The following is an 18,411-nucleotide window of genomic DNA, read 5'->3' on the forward strand; positions in this document are numbered from 1 at the left end:
TCCGGTCACGGAGCCGGAAATCCTTCGGAACGATTTGCTGGGTGCCGGGGTTTACCAGACGTGACACCAACGAAGAAATCGATGGAGGAAACTATCATGTTGCATCAGGAACCCCGCGCCGGACAGGACCCCTATGTCAAGGACACGCCGAGCCTCATCGCCAGCGATAAGGTGGAAGGTACCCGCGTTTATGGTGCCGACGGCAAGCATATCGGTTCGATCCAACGCATCATCCTGGAAAAACGCGGCGGTCGTGTGGCTTACGCGGTATTGAGCTTCGGCGGCTTTCTCGGCATTGGCGACGATTATTACCCGCTGCCCTGGGAAAAGCTTCACTATGACGAAGAGCTCGACGGTTACCGTATCGATCTCACCAAGGAGCAGATCGAGAACGCGCCGCACTTCACCAATCTCGATGATGACGACCTGCTCTACGCCAAGGACCGCAAGGTCTACGACTACTACGGCGTTGCACCCTATTGGATGTAAGGGTCTGAAAAGGCGCTTCCGGCCATTCTATCATCGCAAGCGCCAGCCAAAAAGAACGGCTCCCTTTTGGGAGCCGTTTTCTGTTGGGCTTGTCAGTGCGGATTTTTCTGCATCTCGGAAACCGCATCGGTGAAGCATTTGCGCGCTTCCTCCGGCGATTTGCGCCCGTCAAGGGCGGCGCGGCAGGCGCTTCTGGCTTTCACGAAGCTCAATCCGCCAGTCCTGGGCCAGCCTTCGGTCAACAATGTCAGCGCTTCAAAGGGGCCGGCGACGACACTCTTGCCCTTCGCCTCAAGATTGACCTCGACAGGTTCTGTCCATCTCTCGTTCTTCATCGTGCACCTCCCAGAGCAACGCGATCCCGAAATACACCCGACAGCGAAGTAACCCATGAACGCAGTCGTGTGTCACTGTTGCTTAGGATATGCGCAAGCAATCGAATTGACAACGGGGATCAACGAAAGCCAAAAAACGACAGGATCGCGAGAACGATGACGACGAGGCCGACAATATAGATGATCTGGTTCATGATTTTCTCCTTGGCTATGTCATCACCATAACGTGAAGGAGAAGGTCGGGTTCCAGAAGCCGTTGATAATTTAATCACGTACTAAAATATTGCAGACGCCTGATCGCAGATGATCGGCGGATGTTATCTGCGCAAGATAACCCAGATGGCGTGAATGATGCCGGGAACATAACCGCACAGCGTCAGAAGAATATTCAGCCAGAACTGCAGCCCGAGGCCGACCTGAAGAAACACGCCAACGGGCGGGAGGATGATGGCGATGAGGATACGAATGACGTCCACGATGATTGGCTTTCCAGTTTGCGATAACTGGACAGTCAACGTGTATAACCACAATTTGGTTTCAAATCTCGCTTTGACCGGCAAGGTCGTTGCAATGCGAAGATCAATCGCGTGGAGGCGTTGATCGAGGAGTCATTGCAACTTGGGAAGACGAAATGGTGCCGCTTACGTGACTCGAACACGTGACCCCGTCATTACGAATGACGTGCTCTACCAACTGAGCTAAAGCGGCCCGATTATGACCCGCTTGTTGCGGATCAGCTTCTTGGCGGGCTGATACAGGCAATGCTGACGGATTTCAAGCCTTGAATGTGCTGGTTTTGAAATTTCCGCAAAAAGCTTTGCCTGTCCATTGTTTACAAGGCGTCAGGCCTTGGCGCAAATCCGGCCTTTCGCTGCTTCATATTCCGCGGCCAACCGATCGACGAGTGCGGCCACCGGTTCCACCGCCTTGATGGCGCCGATGCCCTGGCCCGCGCCCCATATGTCCTTCCAGGCCTTGGCACCGCCGGTGGCGGTCTCAAAATCCATTTTTGAAGGGTCGGCTTCGGGCAGGTTGTCGGGGTCCATGCCGGAGGCAACGATTGAGCTTTTCAGATAGTTGCCGTGCACGCCGGTGAAATAATTCGAATAGACGATGTCCTTCGCCTGCGCGTCGACGAGCGCCTGTTTATAACCGTCGGAAGCACGCGCCTCTTCGGTGGCGATGAAGGGCGAGCCGATATAGGCCATGTCAGCGCCCATGGCCTGTGCCGCGAGGATGGAGCCGCCATTGGCGATGGCGCCGGCCAGAAGCAGCGGACCGTCGAACCATTCACGGATTTCCTGAATGAGGGCGAAGGGCGAAAGCGTGCCCGCATGTCCGCCCGCACCCGCCGCCACCGCGATCAACCCGTCGGCACCCTTGCGGATGGCGGAGCGGGCGTGGCGATCGTTGATGACGTCGTGCAGCACGATGCCGCCATAGGAATGCACGGCGGCATTGACCTCCGGCACGGCGCCGAGCGACGAAATTACCACCGGCACCTTGTATTTCACGCAAAGGCCGAGATCATGTTCCAACCGGCGATTGGACATGTGTACGATCTGATTGACCGCGAAGGGTGCCGCCGGACGCTCGGGATTGGCCCGGTTATACGCTGCTAGCTCTTCGGTGATCATCGCCAGCCATTCGTCGAGCTGGCTTTCAGGTCGCGCGTTTAATGCCGGGAAAGCGCCGATGACGCCGGCCTTGCATTGCGCCAGCGTCAGTTGCGGATGCGAAATGATGAATAGCGGTGATGCTATGACCGGAAGACGCAGATTGTCTTTCAGCACGGACGGTAGCATGTCTCCTCCCACGGATTACGTTTACGCGCACGTAAGTCAATAACGCGTTCGGCCACGGATTGAAAGCGAAAACAGCGCGGCATTGACCTGCCGAACCTGCGTTTGTAACGCCACAATGGATCGATTTTCCTCAAGGCAATCCGGTCTTTATCATAAACGATGCTTGCGGAGGGGCGGCATAGCCGTTACCGAATCGTGAAGACATGGCGCAGCGCCGCATATTTTTGCACAGCGCAATAGAACAAGGATCGGTCGTGAGCGGACTGGAAACGGCAATCAGAAATGCTCTGGAAAAATCGGACAGATCGAACGCCGAAGTTCGTGCACGGATTTACCAATCTTCCCGTCAGGCCTTGGAAGCTGGCCTTCGCAAGCAGGGCATAGACGATCCGCAAGTCGTTGCCCAGCAGCGTCAGCGGCTCGAGAGCCTCATTCATCTCATTGAAAATGAAGAGCGCAACCGTCTCCTGGACAGGGTGGAGCAGCAATTGCGCCCGCCTGCGTCTGAAAGTCCGGTGGAACATGATCACGGGGTTGATCCTGTTTCGCAGCCAGCCCATCACGACCATATGGCAGTCGAGCCGGAGCTGCGCGGGGAAACGCGCGATGTGCGGCCGGGTGCTGCTGCCATTGCTCCGGAGACGTCGAGCGCGGGGCAGCGCAACGGAAAGCCATCGAAGCGGAGCTCCAGCGCGGCCGATGCGTCACTTGCTTTCCGCCCGGAGGGCGCGGTTGGCCGCCGCAAGCGCCGCGGGCTGTTTGCCCGGCTTTTCATCTATGTGACGCTGCTGGCCTTTATCGGCTTCGGCGCCTGGTGGGTCTATTCTTCCGGCCTGCTGCTGTCGCCGGAACAGCGCGATACCAGCGTGCCCAATCCGCCCGCACAGGTGCAGGCGGAAGATTTCAACGGCACGGAGCCCGCGCCCAGCCTTTCTGCCGGCCGCGGCTTTTCCGATGACTGGGTCGAGGTCTTTAATGCGGAGCGCGGCAGCTCCGGTGTTTCGGCCGGCCCGCGCGCCAATGTTGAAAACGTTGCCACGCCCGCCGGCAAGGTAATACGGGTGACCTCGAAAAGTGTGGCGCAGGATGGCGCCGTCAGCGTCGAGGTTCCGGTGGAGGTAATGCGGGACATGGCGGGCAAGTCCTCGACCATATCGATCACGCTGCAATCCTCCAGTGATCGCCAGACACAGGTGTCCGTCTCCTGCGATTTCGCCACGCTGGGCGATTGTTCCCGCCACCGCTTCACCGCGACGGCCGAGCGTGCAGATATGCTGCTGAACACGACATTCGAGCGGTCTCTCGCTCCCAATGCGCCGGGCAAGATTTTCATCAACAGCGATATTGATGGCAGCGGCCGCCCGATCAATCTTTATTCGGTGCGCATTCTGCCGGGTCAATAAGGGAAAGCACAAGCGCCTCGGATGGGGCGCTTGTGATCGTCTCCCGGTCTTATTTGAGAAAATCTGGTCCTGATCCCAATATCTTGTCGTCGATCTCGCCGATGGCCTGTCTGTCCTTGCCCTCATAATCGAGCGCAAGAAGAATATGGCGAATGAGGTTCACCCGTGCGCGGCGCTTGTCATTGGCGCGCACCACCGTCCAGGGCGCGGCATCGGTGTGGGTTTTTTCCAGCATCTCGTCACGCTTTTGCGTGTAATCGTCCCATTTCGTCAGTGCAGCGATGTCCATGTCGGAAAGCTTCCAGCATTTCAGCGGGCTTTGGCGACGGTCATGGAAGCGTTCGATCTGCGTTTCGCGGCCGATGTCGAGCCAGAATTTGAAAAGGTGAATGTCGTCGTGAACGAGCATCTTTTCCAGACGCGGCGTTTCCTTGAGGAAGCGTTTGTGTTCGTCCGGGGTGCAGAAACCCATGACCGGTTCCACGCCGGCGCGGTTATACCAGGAACGGTCGAAGAGAACGAATTCGCCAGCGGTCGGAAAATGGGAGATATAGCGCTGGAAATACCATTGGCCGCGCTCGGTTTCCGTTGGTTTGGTCAGCGCCACCACGCGGGCATAACGGGGGTTCAGATAAGCGTGCGTCGCAAAGATCGCGCCGCCCTTGCCCGCCGCGTCACGGCCTTCAAAAACAGCCATGACCCTTTTGCCGGTCGCCTGCAGCCAGAATTGCACCTTGACCAGTTCCACCTGCAGCGCTTCCAGCGTGGCGTCGTAATCCTCCCGCTTCATCTTCTTGTCATAGGGAAAATTGCCGGCGGAAAGCTTCTTTTCCTCCACCCAATCGGGAAGAACCGGGTCATCGATGTCGAAGCTGCGCAACTTGCCGCCAATGGTGATCTCGACCGTCCGCTTCTTTTTTTCTTCGCCCATGGTTTCCTCCGGATGTTGTTGTGTAAAGGCAACTCGCCGCCAATGAGTTCACATCCATTGCCGGAATTCAAGTGAAACAGGACCGGCGAGCCGGGCTGCGACGGCGCTGACGATTGCGGCGCGGATTTCGCGCATATACGTTGTGGAAAATGCGCGATGATGAATCTCTGTCATGAAGCTGGCCTATGAGATTTCGATGTGCTGTCAGATGAAAGTGGAGAGCAGGCTGAAATGGCAGTGAGGGAAGGCGAGAGTGGATTGAGGCTTTTGGGGAAGAAGCTCGGCCGGAACTGGTTGCCCGTTCTCATCGTCAGCATGCTTGCCGTGGTGGCCGTTACCGAGCTGCACACGCCCTATATGCCCGCGGCTCTTTGGCTCTGTGCGATCATCGCCATTCTTGCCGTTCGGGAAAAACCGGCGGCGCCCGAAAAGGATAAAGAGACAGCCGCGGATGTGGATGAGCCGGATGTGCCGGGTGAAAACGTCATTTCCGGCGTAAGGGCGGGCCTTGCAGTACTGGATACGCCCGTTTTCATTCTCGACAAGAATGCCAGCGTGCTGTTTCAGAACGGTGCAGCCGAGCGCGCCTTCGGCCAGCTTCCCGCCGGTGCGCATATTTCCGCAAGGCTGCGCTCGCCCGGCTTGCTTGATGTCATTCGCGAAACCATCACCACCGGCCAGCCCAATCAGGTCGAACATTCCGAACGCTTCCCTTCCGAACGGGTCTTCATCGTCCGCATCGCCCGTGCGGATGTGGGCGAGGGCGCCAGCCCGCCATTCTACATCCTGTCCTTCCGCGACGTCTCGGAGCTCCGCCGCATCGACCGTATGCGCAGCGATTTCGTCGCCAATGCGAGCCATGAGTTGCGCACGCCGCTCGCCTCACTGCGCGGTTTCATCGAAACCATGCAGGGGCCGGCGCGCAACGACCCCAAGGCGCAAGAGCGCTTCCTTGCCATCATGCTGGATCAGGCAACCCGCATGAGCAGGCTGGTGGACGATCTAATGTCCCTTTCACGGCTGGAGCTGCGGGCAAACATCGCGCCGGACCAGAAGGTCGATCTCGTGCCCGTCATCGGCCATGTGCGTGATGCCTTGTTGCCGCTTGCCGATGAGCTTGATGTAACCATCACGCTGCATCTGCCCGACCGGCCGGCGGAAGTGCAGGGAGACCGCGACGAGCTGGTGCAGGTATTCCAGAACCTCGTTGAAAACGCTTGCAAATATGGGCAGGAAGGCAAGGTCGTGGATGTCTGGCTGCGCGCCGAACCCGGCAAGCCGGTGGAGGTCAGCATCATCGACAAGGGGCCGGGCATTCCCGCCGAACACGTGCCGCGGCTGACCGAGCGTTTTTATCGCGTCAGCGTGGCCGACAGCCGTTCGAAAAAGGGCACGGGTCTCGGGCTTGCCATCGTTAAGCACATCCTCACCCGCCACCGCGCCAGGCTCATTATTAAATCGGAAATGGGCAGCGGCACGGACTTCACCGTCAGATTTTGACATGAACGACTGGCCGTTTTTAAACATTGCAGAAATATATAAATTAAATCAATAATTTAGTTTGTCACAAATCTTTCGTCAAAGTGACATAAAAGGATGTGGCTACGGTGGTTAAGAAAAGGTCGCCGAGCGCATGCTTAGAGCGAGTGCCGCTATCGGCTGCGTCCACAAACAAGCCCACGACGGGAGAGACAAATGAACTTCGTTAAATTTTCCGCAGCAGCCTTGGTGGCTTCTGTCGCCTTTGCTGGCGCCGCCGCTGCTCGCGACCAGATCCAGGTTGCTGGTTCGTCCACGGTTCTGCCTTACGCCAAGATCGTTGCTGAGACTTTTGCCGAGACTTTCCCGAACTTCAAGGCTCCGGTTGTTGAGTCCGGCGGTACGGGCGGCGGTCTGAAGGCATTCTGCTCCGGCGTCGGCGAAGGCACCATCGACATCGCCAATGCTTCGCGTCCGATCAAGAGCGACGAACTGGCCGCCTGTAAGGCTGCTGGCGTTGCCGACGTTCAGGAAGTGAAGATCGGTTACGACGGTATCGTCTTCGCAATGGACTCTTCCAACAAGGACATCAAGCTCGAGCCGAAGGATCTGTACCTTGCGCTCGCCGCTGAAATCGTCAAGGACGGCAAGCTCGTTGCCAACCCCTACAAGAAGTGGTCGGAAATCAACAAGGAACTGCCTGACGTCGCGATCGCTGCTTACATCCCGGGTTCCAAGCACGGCACACGCGAAGTCTTCGAAGAGAAGATCATGGCTGACGGCTGCAAGGAAGCCAAGGCGACCGACGCCATCAAGGCGCTGATCACCGATGCCAAGCAGGCTGCTGCCAAGTGCGTTGCAGTCCGTAAGGACGGCGCTGCAGTCGACATCGACGGCGACTACACCGAAACGCTTGCTCGTATCGATGCCAACAAGACCGGCCTCGGCGTTTTCGGCCTCGCTTTCTATGAAAACAACGCTGACCGCCTGAAGGTTGCGACTGTTTCCGGCGTCGTTCCGTCCACCGAAACCGTTGCCAGCGGCAAGTACCCGGTTTCCCGCCCGCTGTTCTTCTACGTGAAGAAGGCTCACCTGGGCGTTATCCCGGGCCTCAAGGAATATGTCGAGTTCTTCGTTTCTGACGAAATGATCGGCCCTGACTCCCCGCTCGCAAACTATGGCCTCGTTGCCGCTCCGGACAAAGAGCGCGAAGAAATCCGCTCCAAGTTCGCCGCCGGCGCTTCGATGTAATAAAGAAAGAGGGGTGCTGCCTGCCGCGCCCCTCGTTCCGCTTCGGTGCCATTCCGCCTCGGCGCCATTCGTCTCGGTGATTGTCTCCGGTTGACATTTCCCATTCATCGCCATCCACATGATTATTGATGGATTACAGATGGATAGGATGTATCAACCTTGACGCTTGCCAGACTTTATTACAGTCAGGCGGCAAGCATCTCCGGATGGTCCAGCGGTCTCGTTTTGATGACTTTTTGATTTGCCCGATATCGCACCGTGCTCTTGAGGCACGCCGAGGGAACTCTAATGAACACATCGATCCTTTTGCTGATACTGGCGCTCATCGGCATCGGCAGTTATCTGCTCGGCCGCCGCCGCGCTGTTGTCCTGTCTGGTGGCCGTCCCTCCAGCATGCATTCCCGTGCCGGTTATCACGGCTCTTACGCGGTCGTCTGGGCTGTTTTGCCCGCGGCGTTCATTCTCTGTGCCTGGCTGGTCATCAGCCCGCTGCTCGTCACTTCCGCGGTGCGCGGTGATTTTCCGGAGGATGTCCGGGCGCAATCCGAGGCACAGCAGAGCCTCACCTATGGCATGGTGACCTCCATTGCCCGTGGCCTCCAACGGCTGGCGCCGGAAGAAACCGCGCAGGTTGAGGCCGACACGGCAGCGGTCCGGCCGCTTCTGGCATCGAAAGGTGTCGCGATCGCCGGTGAACCGCAGCGTTTCATGGTCGACGCGGCCCAGACGCTGAACGCGATGACCTCCACCAGCCGCCTGGGTATGATCGCCACCGTGCTGCTGGTCGCATTCGCCGGTGCCGCTTATGCACTGCGTTCAATCGCGCCGCGTTTTCGGGCGCGCAACAGGGTGGAGAGGGTCATTCTCGCGGCTCTGGTCGTCGCGTCGTCCATCGCCATCCTCACGACCATCGGCATCGTCCTTTCGATGCTCACGGAAGCGATCCAGTTCTTCACCATGGTTCCGGCGCACCAGTTCTTCTTCGGAACGGTTTGGGATCCGCGTTTTGCCGCGGCCGGCGCGACGGACTCTTCCGGCCAGTTCGGCCTGATCCCGCTGCTCGCCGGCACGCTCTATATCGGTTTCGTCGCCATGCTGGTCGCCGTGCCGGTCGGGCTGTTTTCGGCGATCTACATGTCGGAATATGCAACGCCACGCCTTCGCTCGGTGGTAAAGCCGCTGCTCGAAGTGCTCGCGGGCATCCCCACCATCGTCTACGGCTTCTTCGCGCTGACGACGGTCGGTCCTTTCCTCAGAGACATTTCCACGCAGATCAACGGTCTGGCGACGGGCAACTACGCCAATTTCATTCAGGCGCAGAGCGTCATCACCGCCGGCTTCGTCATGGGCATCATGTTGATCCCCTATGTCTCGTCGCTGTCGGATGACATCATCACCGCCGTTCCGCGCTCGCTGCGTGACGGTTCGCTGGGTCTCGGCGCCACACGGTCCGAAACCATCAAGAAGGTCATCGTTCCCGCCGCTCTTCCCGGCATCGTCGGCGCCGTGCTGATGACGGCCTCGCGCGCCATCGGCGAAACCATGATCGTGGTTCTGGCGGCCGGCGTTGCTGCCCGCCTGCAGCTCAATCCTTTCGAGCCCATGACAACGGTGACGGTGAAGATCGTCAGCCAGCTGACCGGTGACCTTGAATTTACCTCGCCCCAGACGCTGGTCGCCTTCGCGCTCGGCATCACGCTTTTCGCCATCACGCTTTGCCTGAATATCTACGCGCTATACATTGTGCGCAAATACCGGGAGCAATATGAATGACCGACATCGTCTCTCCCGCAGCCGGCGGTAGCGCCGTGAACAAAGCCACGCGCCGTGATATCGGCATCAAGCGCCGCTATGCCGCCGAACGTCGCTTCCGTGCCTACGGAATGGCAGCGATTTCTTTTGGCCTTCTCTTCCTCTTCCTGCTGCTCTTTTCGGTTGTTTCCAAGGGTTACACCGCTTTCCAGCAGACGATGATTACCGTTCCGGTCGAGTTTTCCGAACAGATCATCGATCCGAAGAATGAGCGCGCCACCAACCCGGCGAAGCTGATGACGGCCAATTATCCCGTCGTTGCCCGCGATGCGGTCGCTAAGGTTCTCGGCATTGCGCCGACGGACCGTGCCGGTCTTCGTGCCGTCAACCTCCTGATCTCCGACAGCGTGCGCACGCAGCTGCGTGACATCGTCGTCGCCGATCCGGCCGTCATCGGCACCACCCGTACCGTTACGCTTCTGGCGTCGGGCGATGTCGACAGCGCCTTCAAGGGCCAGGTCGATCTCACGGCAGATGAAGCCAATCGCCGCATCTCGAACCAGCAGCTCGGCTGGATGAACCAGCTCGCCGAAAGCGGGCAGCTCGGCAAACATTTCAACACCGGCATCTTCATCAACGGCGCCTCGAGCCGTCCGGAAGCGGCGGGTGTCGGCGTGGCGCTGATCGGTTCTTTCTACATGATGCTGATCGTGCTGGTGCTGGCGTTGCCCATCGGTGTTGCGGCCTCCATCTATCTCGAGGAATTCGCCCCGAAGAACCGCCTGACGGATCTCATCGAGGTGAATATCAACAATCTCGCGGCTGTTCCCTCGATCGTTTACGGTCTGCTCGGGCTTTCCGTCTTCATCAACTTCATGGGCTTTCCGCGCTCGGCCTCGCTGGTCGGCGGTCTCGTCCTGACGCTGATGACCTTGCCGACGATCATCATCGCGACGCGTGCTGCCCTCAAGGCCGTGCCGCCGTCGATCCGTGCCGCAGCCCTCGGGCTTGGCGCTTCCAAGATGCAGACGATCTTCCATCATGTGCTGCCGCTCGCCATGCCCGGCATCCTGACCGGCACCATCATCGGTCTCGCCCACGCTCTGGGTGAAACGGCGCCGCTGCTGCTGATCGGCATGGTGGCATTCGTTGCGAATTATCCGACAACGCCGATGGATCCGTCCACGGCCCTGCCGGTGCAGATTTACATGTGGGCGAACGAAGCCGAGCGCGCCTTTGTCGAAAGGACATCTGGCGCTATCATCATCCTGCTTCTGTTCCTCATCGTCATGAATGTTGGCGCAATCCTGTTGCGTCGCCGCTTCGAACGGCGCTGGTAGAGGGAGATTGAGCAATGAACATGTTGTCGGAAGCAGCAGTTGAAAAGGCGCTGGACAAGAAAATGAATGAAGTCTCATACAAGATGATCGGCAAGGACGTTTCGGTTTATTACGGCGAAAAGCGTGCGCTTTACGACGTGAACCTCAATGTCCGCGAAAACACGGTGACTGCACTTATCGGCCCGTCCGGTTGCGGTAAATCCACTTTCCTGCGCACCTTGAACCGCATGAACGACACGATCGACGGTTGCCGGGTAACCGGCAAGATCACGCTCGACACCGACGATATCTACGATCAGCAGATCGATGTCGTGGAACTTCGTGCCCGCGTCGGCATGGTGTTCCAGAAGCCGAACCCCTTCCCGAAGACGATTTACGAAAACATCGCCTATGGTCCGCGTATCCACGGTCTCGCCCGCAACAAGGCGGATATGGACCAGATCGTCGAGCATAGCCTGCAGAAGGCCGGTCTCTGGAACGAAGTGAAGGACCGTCTGCTGGAATCCGGCACCGGCCTTTCCGGCGGTCAGCAGCAGCGTCTGTGCATCGCCCGCGCAGTTGCCGTCAGCCCCGAAGTGATCCTGATGGACGAGCCGTGCTCGGCGCTGGACCCGATCGCGACCGCCAAGGTCGAGGAACTGATCCACGAACTGCGCACCAATTACACGATCGTCATCGTCACGCACTCCATGCAGCAGGCGGCGCGTGTTTCCCAGCGCACGGCCATGTTCCACCTTGGTCACCTTGTCGAAGAAAACGAAACCGACAAGATGTTCACCAATCCGGACGACCAGCGCACGCAGGACTACATCATGGGCCGCTTCGGCTGATCCTGGCCGGCGCTTTCTCGAAACCGAACAAGACTGGTGCCTCTGCCGTGCCCGCTTCCGGGCACGCGCATGCAGGCCAAGCCGGAGGACTAGACCATGACACAGACAACGACCCATTCGCATATTCTGTCTGCCTATGATGATGAACTGAAGTTTCTGACGCGTCGTATCGCCGAAATGGGCGGTCTTGCCGAGCAGATGTGCGGCGACGCCGTGCGTGCGCTCGTGAATTCCGATGCTGCGCTCGCGCAGAAAGTCATTTCGGACGATACCATTCTTGACCACGCTGAGCGCGAAATCGGCGACAAGGCGATTGTCACCATCGCCAGACGCCAGCCGATGGCGGCTGACCTTCGCGAAATCATCGGCACCCTGCGTATTGCCGCTGACCTGGAGCGCGTCGGTGATCTCGGCAAGAATACCGCCAAGCGCGTCATTGCGGTTGCCGGAACCGGCGTTCCGCGCAAGCTCGCCCGTGGCATCGAGCATCTGTCGGAACTGGCGCTGGTGCAGCTCAAGGAAGTGCTTGACGTCTATTCCACCCGATCCGCCGAGAAGGCCAATGCCATCCGCGAGCGCGACGAGGAAATCGACGCCATGTATACGTCGCTCTTCCGTGAGCTTCTGACCTACATGATGGAAGATCCGCGCAATATCACCACCTGCACGCATCTTCTGTTCTGCGCCAAGAACATCGAGCGTATCGGCGACCACGCCACCAATATCGCCGAGACGATCTATTACATGGCCACCGGCAGCCAGCCGGAGGGCGAGCGTCCGAAGGACGACAGTTCCAACACGCTCGGTTCGGTGACCGAGTAACAGACAGGCAGAGGCTTGTGCGGAGTTAGCATATGGTGCCGAAGATTGCAGTTGTGGAAGACGAGGAAGCGCTGAGCGTCCTGCTTCGTTACAATCTCGAGGCTGAGGGATACGACGTCGACACGATACCCCGTGGCGACGAGGCGGAAATCAGGTTGCAGGAGCGTATTCCGGATCTTCTCATCCTGGACTGGATGCTGCCTGGCGTCTCCGGCATCGAACTTTGCCGGAGGCTCAGAATGCGGCCGGAAACGGAACGCCTGCCCATCATCATGCTGACGGCGCGTGGCGAAGAGAGCGAGCGCGTTCGTGGCCTTGCCACCGGCGCCGACGATTATGTCGTCAAGCCGTTCTCGACGCCGGAACTCATGGCCCGCGTCAAGGCCATGCTGCGCCGGGCGCGTCCCGAGGTTCTGTCTTCGGTGCTGAAATGTGGTGATATCGAACTGGATCGCGAGACCCATCGCGTTCACCGCAAAAGCCGCGAAGTGCGCCTCGGCCCGACGGAATTCCGCCTGCTGGAGTTCCTGATGACCTCGCCGGGCCGGGTGTTCTCCCGCTCGCAATTGCTGGATGGCGTCTGGGGCCACGATATCTACGTCGACGAGCGTACCGTTGACGTGCATGTCGGACGCCTGCGCAAGGCGCTCAATTTCTCCCATATGCAGGATGTCATCCGCACCGTGCGTGGTGCCGGATATTCGATGGAAGCCTGAGAGGAACCGAACTGACGGTTCCTTTCAGCGCGACATACTCCAAAATCGAAAGGCCCGAAACCGGAATGGTGTCGGGCCTTTTCATTTTGAACCTTCCGCAAAGACGACAGCATCATCCCTTTGACAACTTGCCGATGGCTCGCAGAAATCCGGATTGCCGGGCGAAACCCGACGGCGGTGAGGAAAGCCTTGACGCTCTGCTGTCGCTGACCGGGAAGCGCGATACTTTTGTCACAAAAAAACGGGCCCGAAAGCCCGTAGTTTTTGAGTGTCAAATGCGTGCCGCAACACTCAAGCCTTACGGCGCTCGCTAACCGGCTGGTAGGCGAGCTTCGCATGGAACTTGCAATAGGGCGAAGATTCCAGCGCTTCACAACCGCAGAAATGGAAATCATCTTTCAAGGGGTCGCCGACCGGCCACTTGCAGGTGCGCTCCGTCAGTTCCGTCAGCGTCAGGCGACGGGAAATCGGGGTGACGACGTTTCTGGAAGGAACGTAATCGAGAACTTCTGCAGTCTCGACGCCGATCTCTTCCTGAAGAGCCGTTGCCGCGTTGGAACGCGTCAGGATCCGGGCCGGTGCCGTGCCGACACGACCGGCGAAATTCGTCGCGCGCGGGGCAGGGGCGGCGGCGCGCTTGGGCGCGGAACGCGCCGAAGTGACCGGACCGCCGGCCTTGACGCGTCCCGGCAGATTGAGACGGTGAACCTTGCCGATAACGGCATTACGGCTGACACCGCCCAGCTGCGCTGCTATCTGGCTGGCGCTAAGTCCCTCGGCCCACAATTTCTTGAGTTTCTCGACTCGCTCGTCTGTCCAGTTCATGCCGCTTCTCCGCTTTTCGCGTGTATTGTCGGCAGAATCCCTCTCCGCCCCGCGGGCGTGCCGCAAGCGTGGTTTCCGCCAGATTTTCGGTGACTAGTTCCGCCGCAATGCAGTCTAGTAATTAGCGATTAACCTAGTGCCAGCCCGACTCCGTGGCAAGAGTCGGGGGAATCATCTGGAATCGATTTTCCGGTTTTCCCCAACTTGCTGGTGAGTTGAGTCTGAAAGGCAACACCTTGGGCCTCGAAAGCTTCCATCTACTACTGCTTGAGACGCCCGGCAAATGCGGACTTTTGTTGACATCGGCAGGCGAACTGACAATAGTGCCGGTGCCGCCGCAAGGCGGCATTTTTGATTTTCAGGCGAGGGATAACCCTCAGAGCCTATTGACAACCGTCTGACAGCGCGTCCGCGCAAGGAGTGATACAGCCATGGCCGAAGCCGCCGCGCCATTGTTCGATACGTTTGCAAGAGCCCCCCTGCGCTTTGAGCGAGGCGAGGGCGTCTGGCTTTTCACGGAAAGCGGCGAGCGATATCTGGATTTTGCGGCCGGCGTTGCGGTCAACTCGCTGGGCCACGCCCACCCGCACCTCGTGGAAGCGATCAAGACCCAGGCCGAGAAGGTCTGGCACGTCTCCAACCTCTATGAAGTGCCCGGACAGGAAAAGCTTGCAAAGCGACTGACGGAAGCGACATTTGCGGACAAGGTCTTTTTCACCAATTCCGGCGCGGAAGCGCTGGAATGCGCGATCAAGACCGCGCGCCGTTACCATTATTCCAAGGGACATCCGGAAAAGTTCCGCATCATCACATTTGAAGGCGCCTTCCATGGCCGCACGCTGGCGACGATCGCCGCCGGCGGCCAGCAGAAATATCTCGAAGGTTTCGGTCCCAAGGTCGAAGGTTTTGACCAGGTGCCGTTCGGTGATGTCGATGCGCTGAAGGCTGCCATCACGGCCGAGACGGCCGCACTTCTGATCGAGCCCATTCAGGGCGAGGGCGGCATCCGCGCGCCGGCCAAGGAATTCCTGCAGCTGCTGCGGTCGCTTTGTGATGAGCACGACCTGCTCCTGATTTTCGATGAGGTCCAGACCGGCGTTGGCCGCACGGGCAAATTTTTTGCCTATGAGCAGACTGGTGTCGCGCCTGACATCATGGCGGTTGCCAAGGGTATCGGCGGCGGTTTCCCGCTCGGCGCGTGCCTTGCAACGGCGGATGCCGCTTCCGGCATGACGGCCGGCGTGCACGGCACCACCTATGGCGGCAATCCGCTGGCCATGGCGGTCGGCAATGCCGTGCTCGACGTCGTTCTCGCTGACGGCTTTCTCGAAAAGGTCCGTGATGTCGCACTGGTTTTCCGCCAGGGGCTTGCCTCGCTGAAGGATCGTTATCCCGATGTCATCGAGGAAATTCGCGGCGAAGGCCTGCTGCTTGGCATCAAGGCCAGAGTTCCCTCGGGTGAGCTGCTGCAGGCCATGCGTGCGGAACATCTGCTCGGCGTACCGGCGGGAGACAACGTCATCCGCCTTCTGCCGCCACTCGTTACGACGGCGGAAGAGGCTCGCGAAGGGTTGGCACGCGTGGAAGCGGCAGCCGCATCCCTGACCGCCAAGCAGGCGAAAATCGCCTGAGGAAACAATAAAAGCGGGCCTCTTCCTGGAGGCTCGCGAGCATGGGATAGTTTGAAATGGCTTCACCTAAACATTTTCTCGACCTGTCGGCCGTTGGCCCGCAGGACCTGCGGACAATTCTTGACGATGCGCGCGCGCGCAAGGTCGCCACGAAGGCGGGAACGGCGGAAAAGCCGCTGGCCGGCAAGATGCTGGCCATGATCTTCGAAAAGCCGTCCACCCGCACCCGCGTTTCCTTCGATGTGGGCATGCGCCAGCTCGGCGGCGAGACCCTTTTCCTGTCGGGCACTGAAATGCAGCTCGGTCGTGCGGAAACGATCGGCGATACCGCCAAGGTGCTGTCGCGTTATGTGGATGCCATCATGATCCGTACCACGGATCATTCGCGCCTGCTCGAGCTTGCCGAACACGCGACGGTGCCTGTTATCAACGGCCTGACCGATGATACCCATCCCTGCCAGATCATGGCCGACATCATGACGTTCGAGGAACATCGTGGTCCGGTCAAAGGCAAGACCATTGCCTGGACGGGCGACGGCAACAACGTGCTGCACTCTTTCGTCGAGGGCTCCGCACGTTTCGGTTACCGCATGACGATGGCGGTGCCGATGGGTTCCGAACCGCATGACAAGTTCATGAACTGGGCCCGCAACAATGGCGGCGAGATCGCGCTGTATCATGATGCGGACAAGGCGGTCGCGGGTGCGGATTGTGTCGTCACCGATACCTGGGTGTCCATGAACCAGGAGCACAAGGCGCGCGGCCACAACATCTTCCAGCCCTATCAGGTCAATGAGGCCCTGATGGCCAAGGCGCAGAAGGACGCGCTGTTCATGCACTGCCTGCCGGCGCATCGCGGTGAAGAAGTGACGGACGCCGTGATCGACGGCCCGCAATCGGTGGTCTTCGATGAGGCGGAGAACCGTCTCCACGCGCAGAAATCCGTCATCGCATGGTGCATGGGCGTGATCTGAGAAATTCACCCGTCCTGATCGTCTTCGGGCCGGGTGCTTGAACTGACACGCATCGATTACCATCTGTGGGGCTTCGAAGAGACGCGTCGGTTTGCTGGCGGGCCATCATCACAATTGCACGTTTTTCTCCGGAGGCGGTTTCGCTTCCCGGGTCTCTGTGCGACAAGCAAAAACCACATTTGAAAGCCGGACTTTTGGACGGTAGCGGCGCCACGGCTGCGCCAAGGAGTATCAACATGGCAGATGTAACGGTTGAACTGGACGATCTCAATTTTGCTGGCGACGACAAGGTTGTGCCTTTTCAGGTCGAAGGTCTGGATGTACGCGGCCGCGGCGTGCAGGTCGGGCCGCTGCTGAACGCCATCCTCGAACGGCATGACTATCCCGCCGTGGTTGCCCGCTTGCTGGCGGAAGCGACGGTCCTCACGGCGCTGATCGGCACCTCGCTCAAGTTTTCCGGCAAGCTGACCGTCCAGACCAAGGGCGACGGCCCGGTTGACCTGCTGGTCGCGGATTTCTCCGCGCCGGACAGCATGCGCGCTTACGCCCGTTTTGATGAGGAGCGGCTGGCGGAAGCGGTTGCGGCCGGTGAAACCTCGCCGGAGCAATTGCTGGGCAATGGTATTCTCGCCTTCACCATCGATCAGGGCGCGGGCATGCAGCCCTATCAGGGTATCGTGCCGCTCGATGGCTCCTCGCTGGAAGACATTGCCGGGGTCTATTTCCGCCAGTCGGAACAGCTTCCCACCCGCGTGCGCCTTGGCGTCGCGGAGTTCTTCGACCGCGACAGTGAAGGCAAGCCGCGCCACGGCTGGCGTGCAGGTGGCTTGATCGCGCAGTTCCTGCCGCAGGCCCCCGAGCGGTTGCGCATGCGCGATCTGCATGGTGGCGATGGTGACGAAGGTGGCCACGAGGTGCAGGAGGACGATGCCTGGACCGAAGCCGTGACGCTGCTGAACACGATCGATACCGATGAGCTGACCGATCCGCAGGTGCCGGTGGAACGCCTGCTCTACAGGCTTTTCCACGAAAGCGGCGTGCGCATCTATGATCCGCAGGCCATTTTCGACCGTTGCAGCTGCTCGCGAGACAAGATCAAGGGTGTGCTCTCCGGCTTCACCGCCGAGGAGATCAAGGCGAGCGAGGAAGACGGCGCCATCGCCGTAACCTGCGAGTTCTGCTCCACCACCTATCGCTACGATGTCAGCGAATTTGAGAATGCCTGAATCTTTTGAGAATGCCTGAATCGAAAGTCGCGCTCTAACAGGCGCGGCTTTTCCTTTGCCGGGCGGATGTCGTCAGTTCAGGACGCGCATCAGGCCGGGTGAATCCAGCGAAAAGGCGGGTATGGTGACATTGAACACCTCGCCATTTTCCGTTTCCATCTCATAATGGCCGAACATCAGGCCTGAAGGCGTATCCAGCGGGCAGCCCGAGGAATATTCATAGCTGTCGCCTGGTTTGAGCTGCGGCTGTTCACCCACGACGCCCGGCCCGTAGACCTCGTCCACCTGTCCGTTCTGATCGGTGATATGCCAATAACGGTTGACGAGTTTTACGGGGACATCGGAATTGTTCGCGATCACGACTTTATAGCCCCAGACGTAACGATCGTCATCCGGGTCGGATTGTTCCTCGAGATAATACGGATCGACCGTCACCTCGATATCCCTTGTCAGAGCACGATACATACGCGCCACACCTCAATATTATGCCTGCCGCCACATCCTACACTATAGGCTCTGGCTATCGTCAAGAAAATGAATGACTTGACGGGCAGGAGGCATCTCCTGTTGCGCTGTTTTCCAGCGTTAGGGATAACAATAAA

The 18,411-nt window shown here is 59.1% G+C and carries 19 protein-coding genes and 1 tRNA gene; 12 read left to right on the forward strand and 8 right to left on the reverse strand.

The features are described from left to right. Positions 1-96: 96 nt before the first annotated feature. A complete protein-coding gene (locus ATU_RS01980; RefSeq protein ID WP_035214685.1) occupies positions 97-489 on the forward strand; it encodes a PRC-barrel domain-containing protein in 393 nt (130 codons plus the stop codon). A 92-nt stretch (positions 490-581) separates the two neighbouring features. Here ATU_RS01980 and ATU_RS01985 read toward each other — a convergent pair whose 3' ends face one another. The 4 genes from ATU_RS01985 to ATU_RS02000 form a co-directional block, all read right to left on the reverse strand. Then, entirely contained in the window at positions 582-824 is a 243-nt protein-coding gene (locus ATU_RS01985) for a DUF982 domain-containing protein (protein WP_010972627.1), read from the reverse strand. A gap of 317 nt (positions 825-1,141) precedes the next feature. Beyond that, positions 1,142-1,300: a YqaE/Pmp3 family membrane protein gene (locus ATU_RS01990; protein WP_006310667.1), complete on the reverse strand. Its 159-nt coding sequence runs from the start codon at positions 1,298-1,300 to the stop codon at positions 1,142-1,144. Between the two features lie 156 nt (positions 1,301-1,456). Continuing rightward, positions 1,457-1,532 (reverse strand) — tRNA-Thr (locus tag ATU_RS01995). 134 nt (positions 1,533-1,666) lie between these two features. Next, positions 1,667-2,629 (reverse strand): NAD(P)H-dependent flavin oxidoreductase, encoded by a 963-nt coding sequence (locus tag ATU_RS02000; protein WP_010970881.1) that lies wholly within the window; start codon positions 2,627-2,629, stop codon positions 1,667-1,669. A gap of 254 nt (positions 2,630-2,883) precedes the next feature. Here ATU_RS02000 and ATU_RS02005 point away from each other — a divergent pair, with 254 nt between their 5' ends. Then, the gene (locus tag ATU_RS02005) at positions 2,884-4,032 is read left to right on the forward strand and encodes a hypothetical protein (protein ID WP_035256681.1); all 1,149 of its coding nucleotides are present in this window, start codon (positions 2,884-2,886) and stop codon (positions 4,030-4,032) included. Positions 4,033-4,081: 49 nt separating this feature from the next. On the opposite strand, the gene ppk2 is transcribed toward ATU_RS02005, so the two are convergent. Both ppk2 and ATU_RS26875 read right to left on the reverse strand, forming a co-directional pair. Further along, on the reverse strand, positions 4,082-4,963 hold the full coding sequence (gene ppk2, locus ATU_RS02010) for a polyphosphate kinase 2 (protein WP_006310670.1): 882 nt from the start codon (positions 4,961-4,963) through the stop codon (positions 4,082-4,084). A 48-nt stretch (positions 4,964-5,011) separates the two neighbouring features. Continuing rightward, positions 5,012-5,137 (reverse strand): hypothetical protein, encoded by a 126-nt coding sequence (locus ATU_RS26875; protein ID WP_006310671.1) that lies wholly within the window; start codon positions 5,135-5,137, stop codon positions 5,012-5,014. Between the two features lie 57 nt (positions 5,138-5,194). Here ATU_RS26875 and phoR point away from each other — a divergent pair, with 57 nt between their 5' ends. The 7 genes from phoR to phoB all read left to right on the forward strand — a co-directional run bounded on the left by phoR (position 5,195) and on the right by phoB (position 13,153). Then, a complete protein-coding gene (phoR, locus tag ATU_RS02015) occupies positions 5,195-6,463 on the forward strand; it encodes a phosphate regulon sensor histidine kinase PhoR (protein ID WP_035256162.1) in 1,269 nt (422 codons plus the stop codon). A gap of 195 nt (positions 6,464-6,658) precedes the next feature. Next, positions 6,659-7,693 (forward strand): substrate-binding domain-containing protein, encoded by a 1,035-nt coding sequence (locus ATU_RS02020; RefSeq protein ID WP_010970883.1) that lies wholly within the window; start codon positions 6,659-6,661, stop codon positions 7,691-7,693. Positions 7,694-7,981: 288 nt separating this feature from the next. Then, positions 7,982-9,466, forward strand: coding sequence for a phosphate ABC transporter permease subunit PstC (gene pstC / locus ATU_RS02025; protein ID WP_010970884.1), 1,485 nt, complete (start codon positions 7,982-7,984; stop codon positions 9,464-9,466). Beyond that, complete coding sequence (gene pstA, locus ATU_RS02030) at positions 9,463-10,785, forward strand: phosphate ABC transporter permease PstA (protein ID WP_010970885.1); 1,323 nt, start codon at positions 9,463-9,465, stop codon at positions 10,783-10,785. The genes pstC and pstA overlap by 4 nt, the downstream gene beginning before the upstream one ends. Positions 10,786-10,799: 14 nt before the next feature. Then, positions 10,800-11,615 carry a phosphate ABC transporter ATP-binding protein PstB gene (gene pstB / locus ATU_RS02035; protein ID WP_003514913.1) on the forward strand — a complete coding sequence of 272 codons (816 nt, stop codon included), beginning with the start codon at positions 10,800-10,802 and terminating at the stop codon, positions 11,613-11,615. 96 nt (positions 11,616-11,711) lie between these two features. After that, positions 11,712-12,437, forward strand: coding sequence for a phosphate signaling complex protein PhoU (gene phoU, locus ATU_RS02040; RefSeq protein WP_006310677.1), 726 nt, complete (start codon positions 11,712-11,714; stop codon positions 12,435-12,437). A gap of 32 nt (positions 12,438-12,469) precedes the next feature. Continuing rightward, on the forward strand, positions 12,470-13,153 hold the full coding sequence (gene phoB, locus ATU_RS02045; protein WP_003493692.1) for a phosphate regulon transcriptional regulator PhoB: 684 nt from the start codon (positions 12,470-12,472) through the stop codon (positions 13,151-13,153). 291 nt (positions 13,154-13,444) lie between these two features. Here phoB and ATU_RS02050 read toward each other — a convergent pair whose 3' ends face one another. Then, the gene (locus tag ATU_RS02050; protein WP_006310679.1) at positions 13,445-13,978 is read right to left on the reverse strand and encodes a GcrA family cell cycle regulator; all 534 of its coding nucleotides are present in this window, start codon (positions 13,976-13,978) and stop codon (positions 13,445-13,447) included. 431 nt (positions 13,979-14,409) lie between these two features. Between ATU_RS02050 and ATU_RS02055 the strand changes: the two genes are divergently transcribed. The 3 genes from ATU_RS02055 to ATU_RS02065 all read left to right on the forward strand — a co-directional run bounded on the left by ATU_RS02055 (position 14,410) and on the right by ATU_RS02065 (position 17,809). After that, on the forward strand, positions 14,410-15,609 hold the full coding sequence (locus ATU_RS02055) for an aspartate aminotransferase family protein (RefSeq protein WP_010970888.1): 1,200 nt from the start codon (positions 14,410-14,412) through the stop codon (positions 15,607-15,609). A 56-nt stretch (positions 15,610-15,665) separates the two neighbouring features. Beyond that, positions 15,666-16,583: an ornithine carbamoyltransferase gene (argF, locus tag ATU_RS02060; RefSeq protein ID WP_010970889.1), complete on the forward strand. Its 918-nt coding sequence runs from the start codon at positions 15,666-15,668 to the stop codon at positions 16,581-16,583. A gap of 236 nt (positions 16,584-16,819) precedes the next feature. Continuing rightward, on the forward strand, positions 16,820-17,809 hold the full coding sequence (locus ATU_RS02065) for an Hsp33 family molecular chaperone (protein WP_006310684.1): 990 nt from the start codon (positions 16,820-16,822) through the stop codon (positions 17,807-17,809). Positions 17,810-17,881: 72 nt separating this feature from the next. On the opposite strand, the gene apaG is transcribed toward ATU_RS02065, so the two are convergent. After that, the gene (apaG, locus tag ATU_RS02070; RefSeq protein WP_010970890.1) at positions 17,882-18,274 is read right to left on the reverse strand and encodes a Co2+/Mg2+ efflux protein ApaG; all 393 of its coding nucleotides are present in this window, start codon (positions 18,272-18,274) and stop codon (positions 17,882-17,884) included. Between the last annotated feature and the right edge of the window lie 137 nt (positions 18,275-18,411).

Origin of the sequence: Agrobacterium fabrum str. C58 (assembly GCF_000092025.1) — a bacterium.
GTDB lineage: Bacteria > Pseudomonadota > Alphaproteobacteria > Rhizobiales > Rhizobiaceae > Agrobacterium > Agrobacterium fabrum.

Bases quoted from the DNA above. Each gene is read 5' to 3' on its own strand.
- ATU_RS02020 (WP_010970883.1), top strand. From the start codon at position 6,659: ATGAACTTCGTTAAATTTTCCGCAGCAGCCTTGGTGGCTTCTGTCGCC.
- ATU_RS26875 (WP_006310671.1), bottom strand. From the start codon at position 5,137: ATGACAGAGATTCATCATCGCGCATTTTCCACAACGTATATGCGCGAA.
- ATU_RS02050 (WP_006310679.1), bottom strand. From the start codon at position 13,978: ATGAACTGGACAGACGAGCGAGTCGAGAAACTCAAGAAATTGTGGGCC.
- pstA (WP_010970885.1), top strand. From the start codon at position 9,463: ATGACCGACATCGTCTCTCCCGCAGCCGGCGGTAGCGCCGTGAACAAA.
- ATU_RS02055 (WP_010970888.1), top strand. From the start codon at position 14,410: ATGGCCGAAGCCGCCGCGCCATTGTTCGATACGTTTGCAAGAGCCCCC.
- ATU_RS02065 (WP_006310684.1), top strand. From the start codon at position 16,820: ATGGCAGATGTAACGGTTGAACTGGACGATCTCAATTTTGCTGGCGAC.
- ATU_RS01985 (WP_010972627.1), bottom strand. From the start codon at position 824: ATGAAGAACGAGAGATGGACAGAACCTGTCGAGGTCAATCTTGAGGCG.
- ppk2 (WP_006310670.1), bottom strand. From the start codon at position 4,963: ATGGGCGAAGAAAAAAAGAAGCGGACGGTCGAGATCACCATTGGCGGC.
- argF (WP_010970889.1), top strand. From the start codon at position 15,666: ATGGCTTCACCTAAACATTTTCTCGACCTGTCGGCCGTTGGCCCGCAG.
- ATU_RS02000 (WP_010970881.1), bottom strand. From the start codon at position 2,629: ATGCTACCGTCCGTGCTGAAAGACAATCTGCGTCTTCCGGTCATAGCA.
- pstC (WP_010970884.1), top strand. From the start codon at position 7,982: ATGAACACATCGATCCTTTTGCTGATACTGGCGCTCATCGGCATCGGC.
- phoR (WP_035256162.1), top strand. From the start codon at position 5,195: ATGGCAGTGAGGGAAGGCGAGAGTGGATTGAGGCTTTTGGGGAAGAAG.
- pstB (WP_003514913.1), top strand. From the start codon at position 10,800: ATGAACATGTTGTCGGAAGCAGCAGTTGAAAAGGCGCTGGACAAGAAA.
- phoB (WP_003493692.1), top strand. From the start codon at position 12,470: ATGGTGCCGAAGATTGCAGTTGTGGAAGACGAGGAAGCGCTGAGCGTC.
- phoU (WP_006310677.1), top strand. From the start codon at position 11,712: ATGACACAGACAACGACCCATTCGCATATTCTGTCTGCCTATGATGAT.
- ATU_RS01980 (WP_035214685.1), top strand. From the start codon at position 97: ATGTTGCATCAGGAACCCCGCGCCGGACAGGACCCCTATGTCAAGGAC.
- apaG (WP_010970890.1), bottom strand. From the start codon at position 18,274: ATGTATCGTGCTCTGACAAGGGATATCGAGGTGACGGTCGATCCGTAT.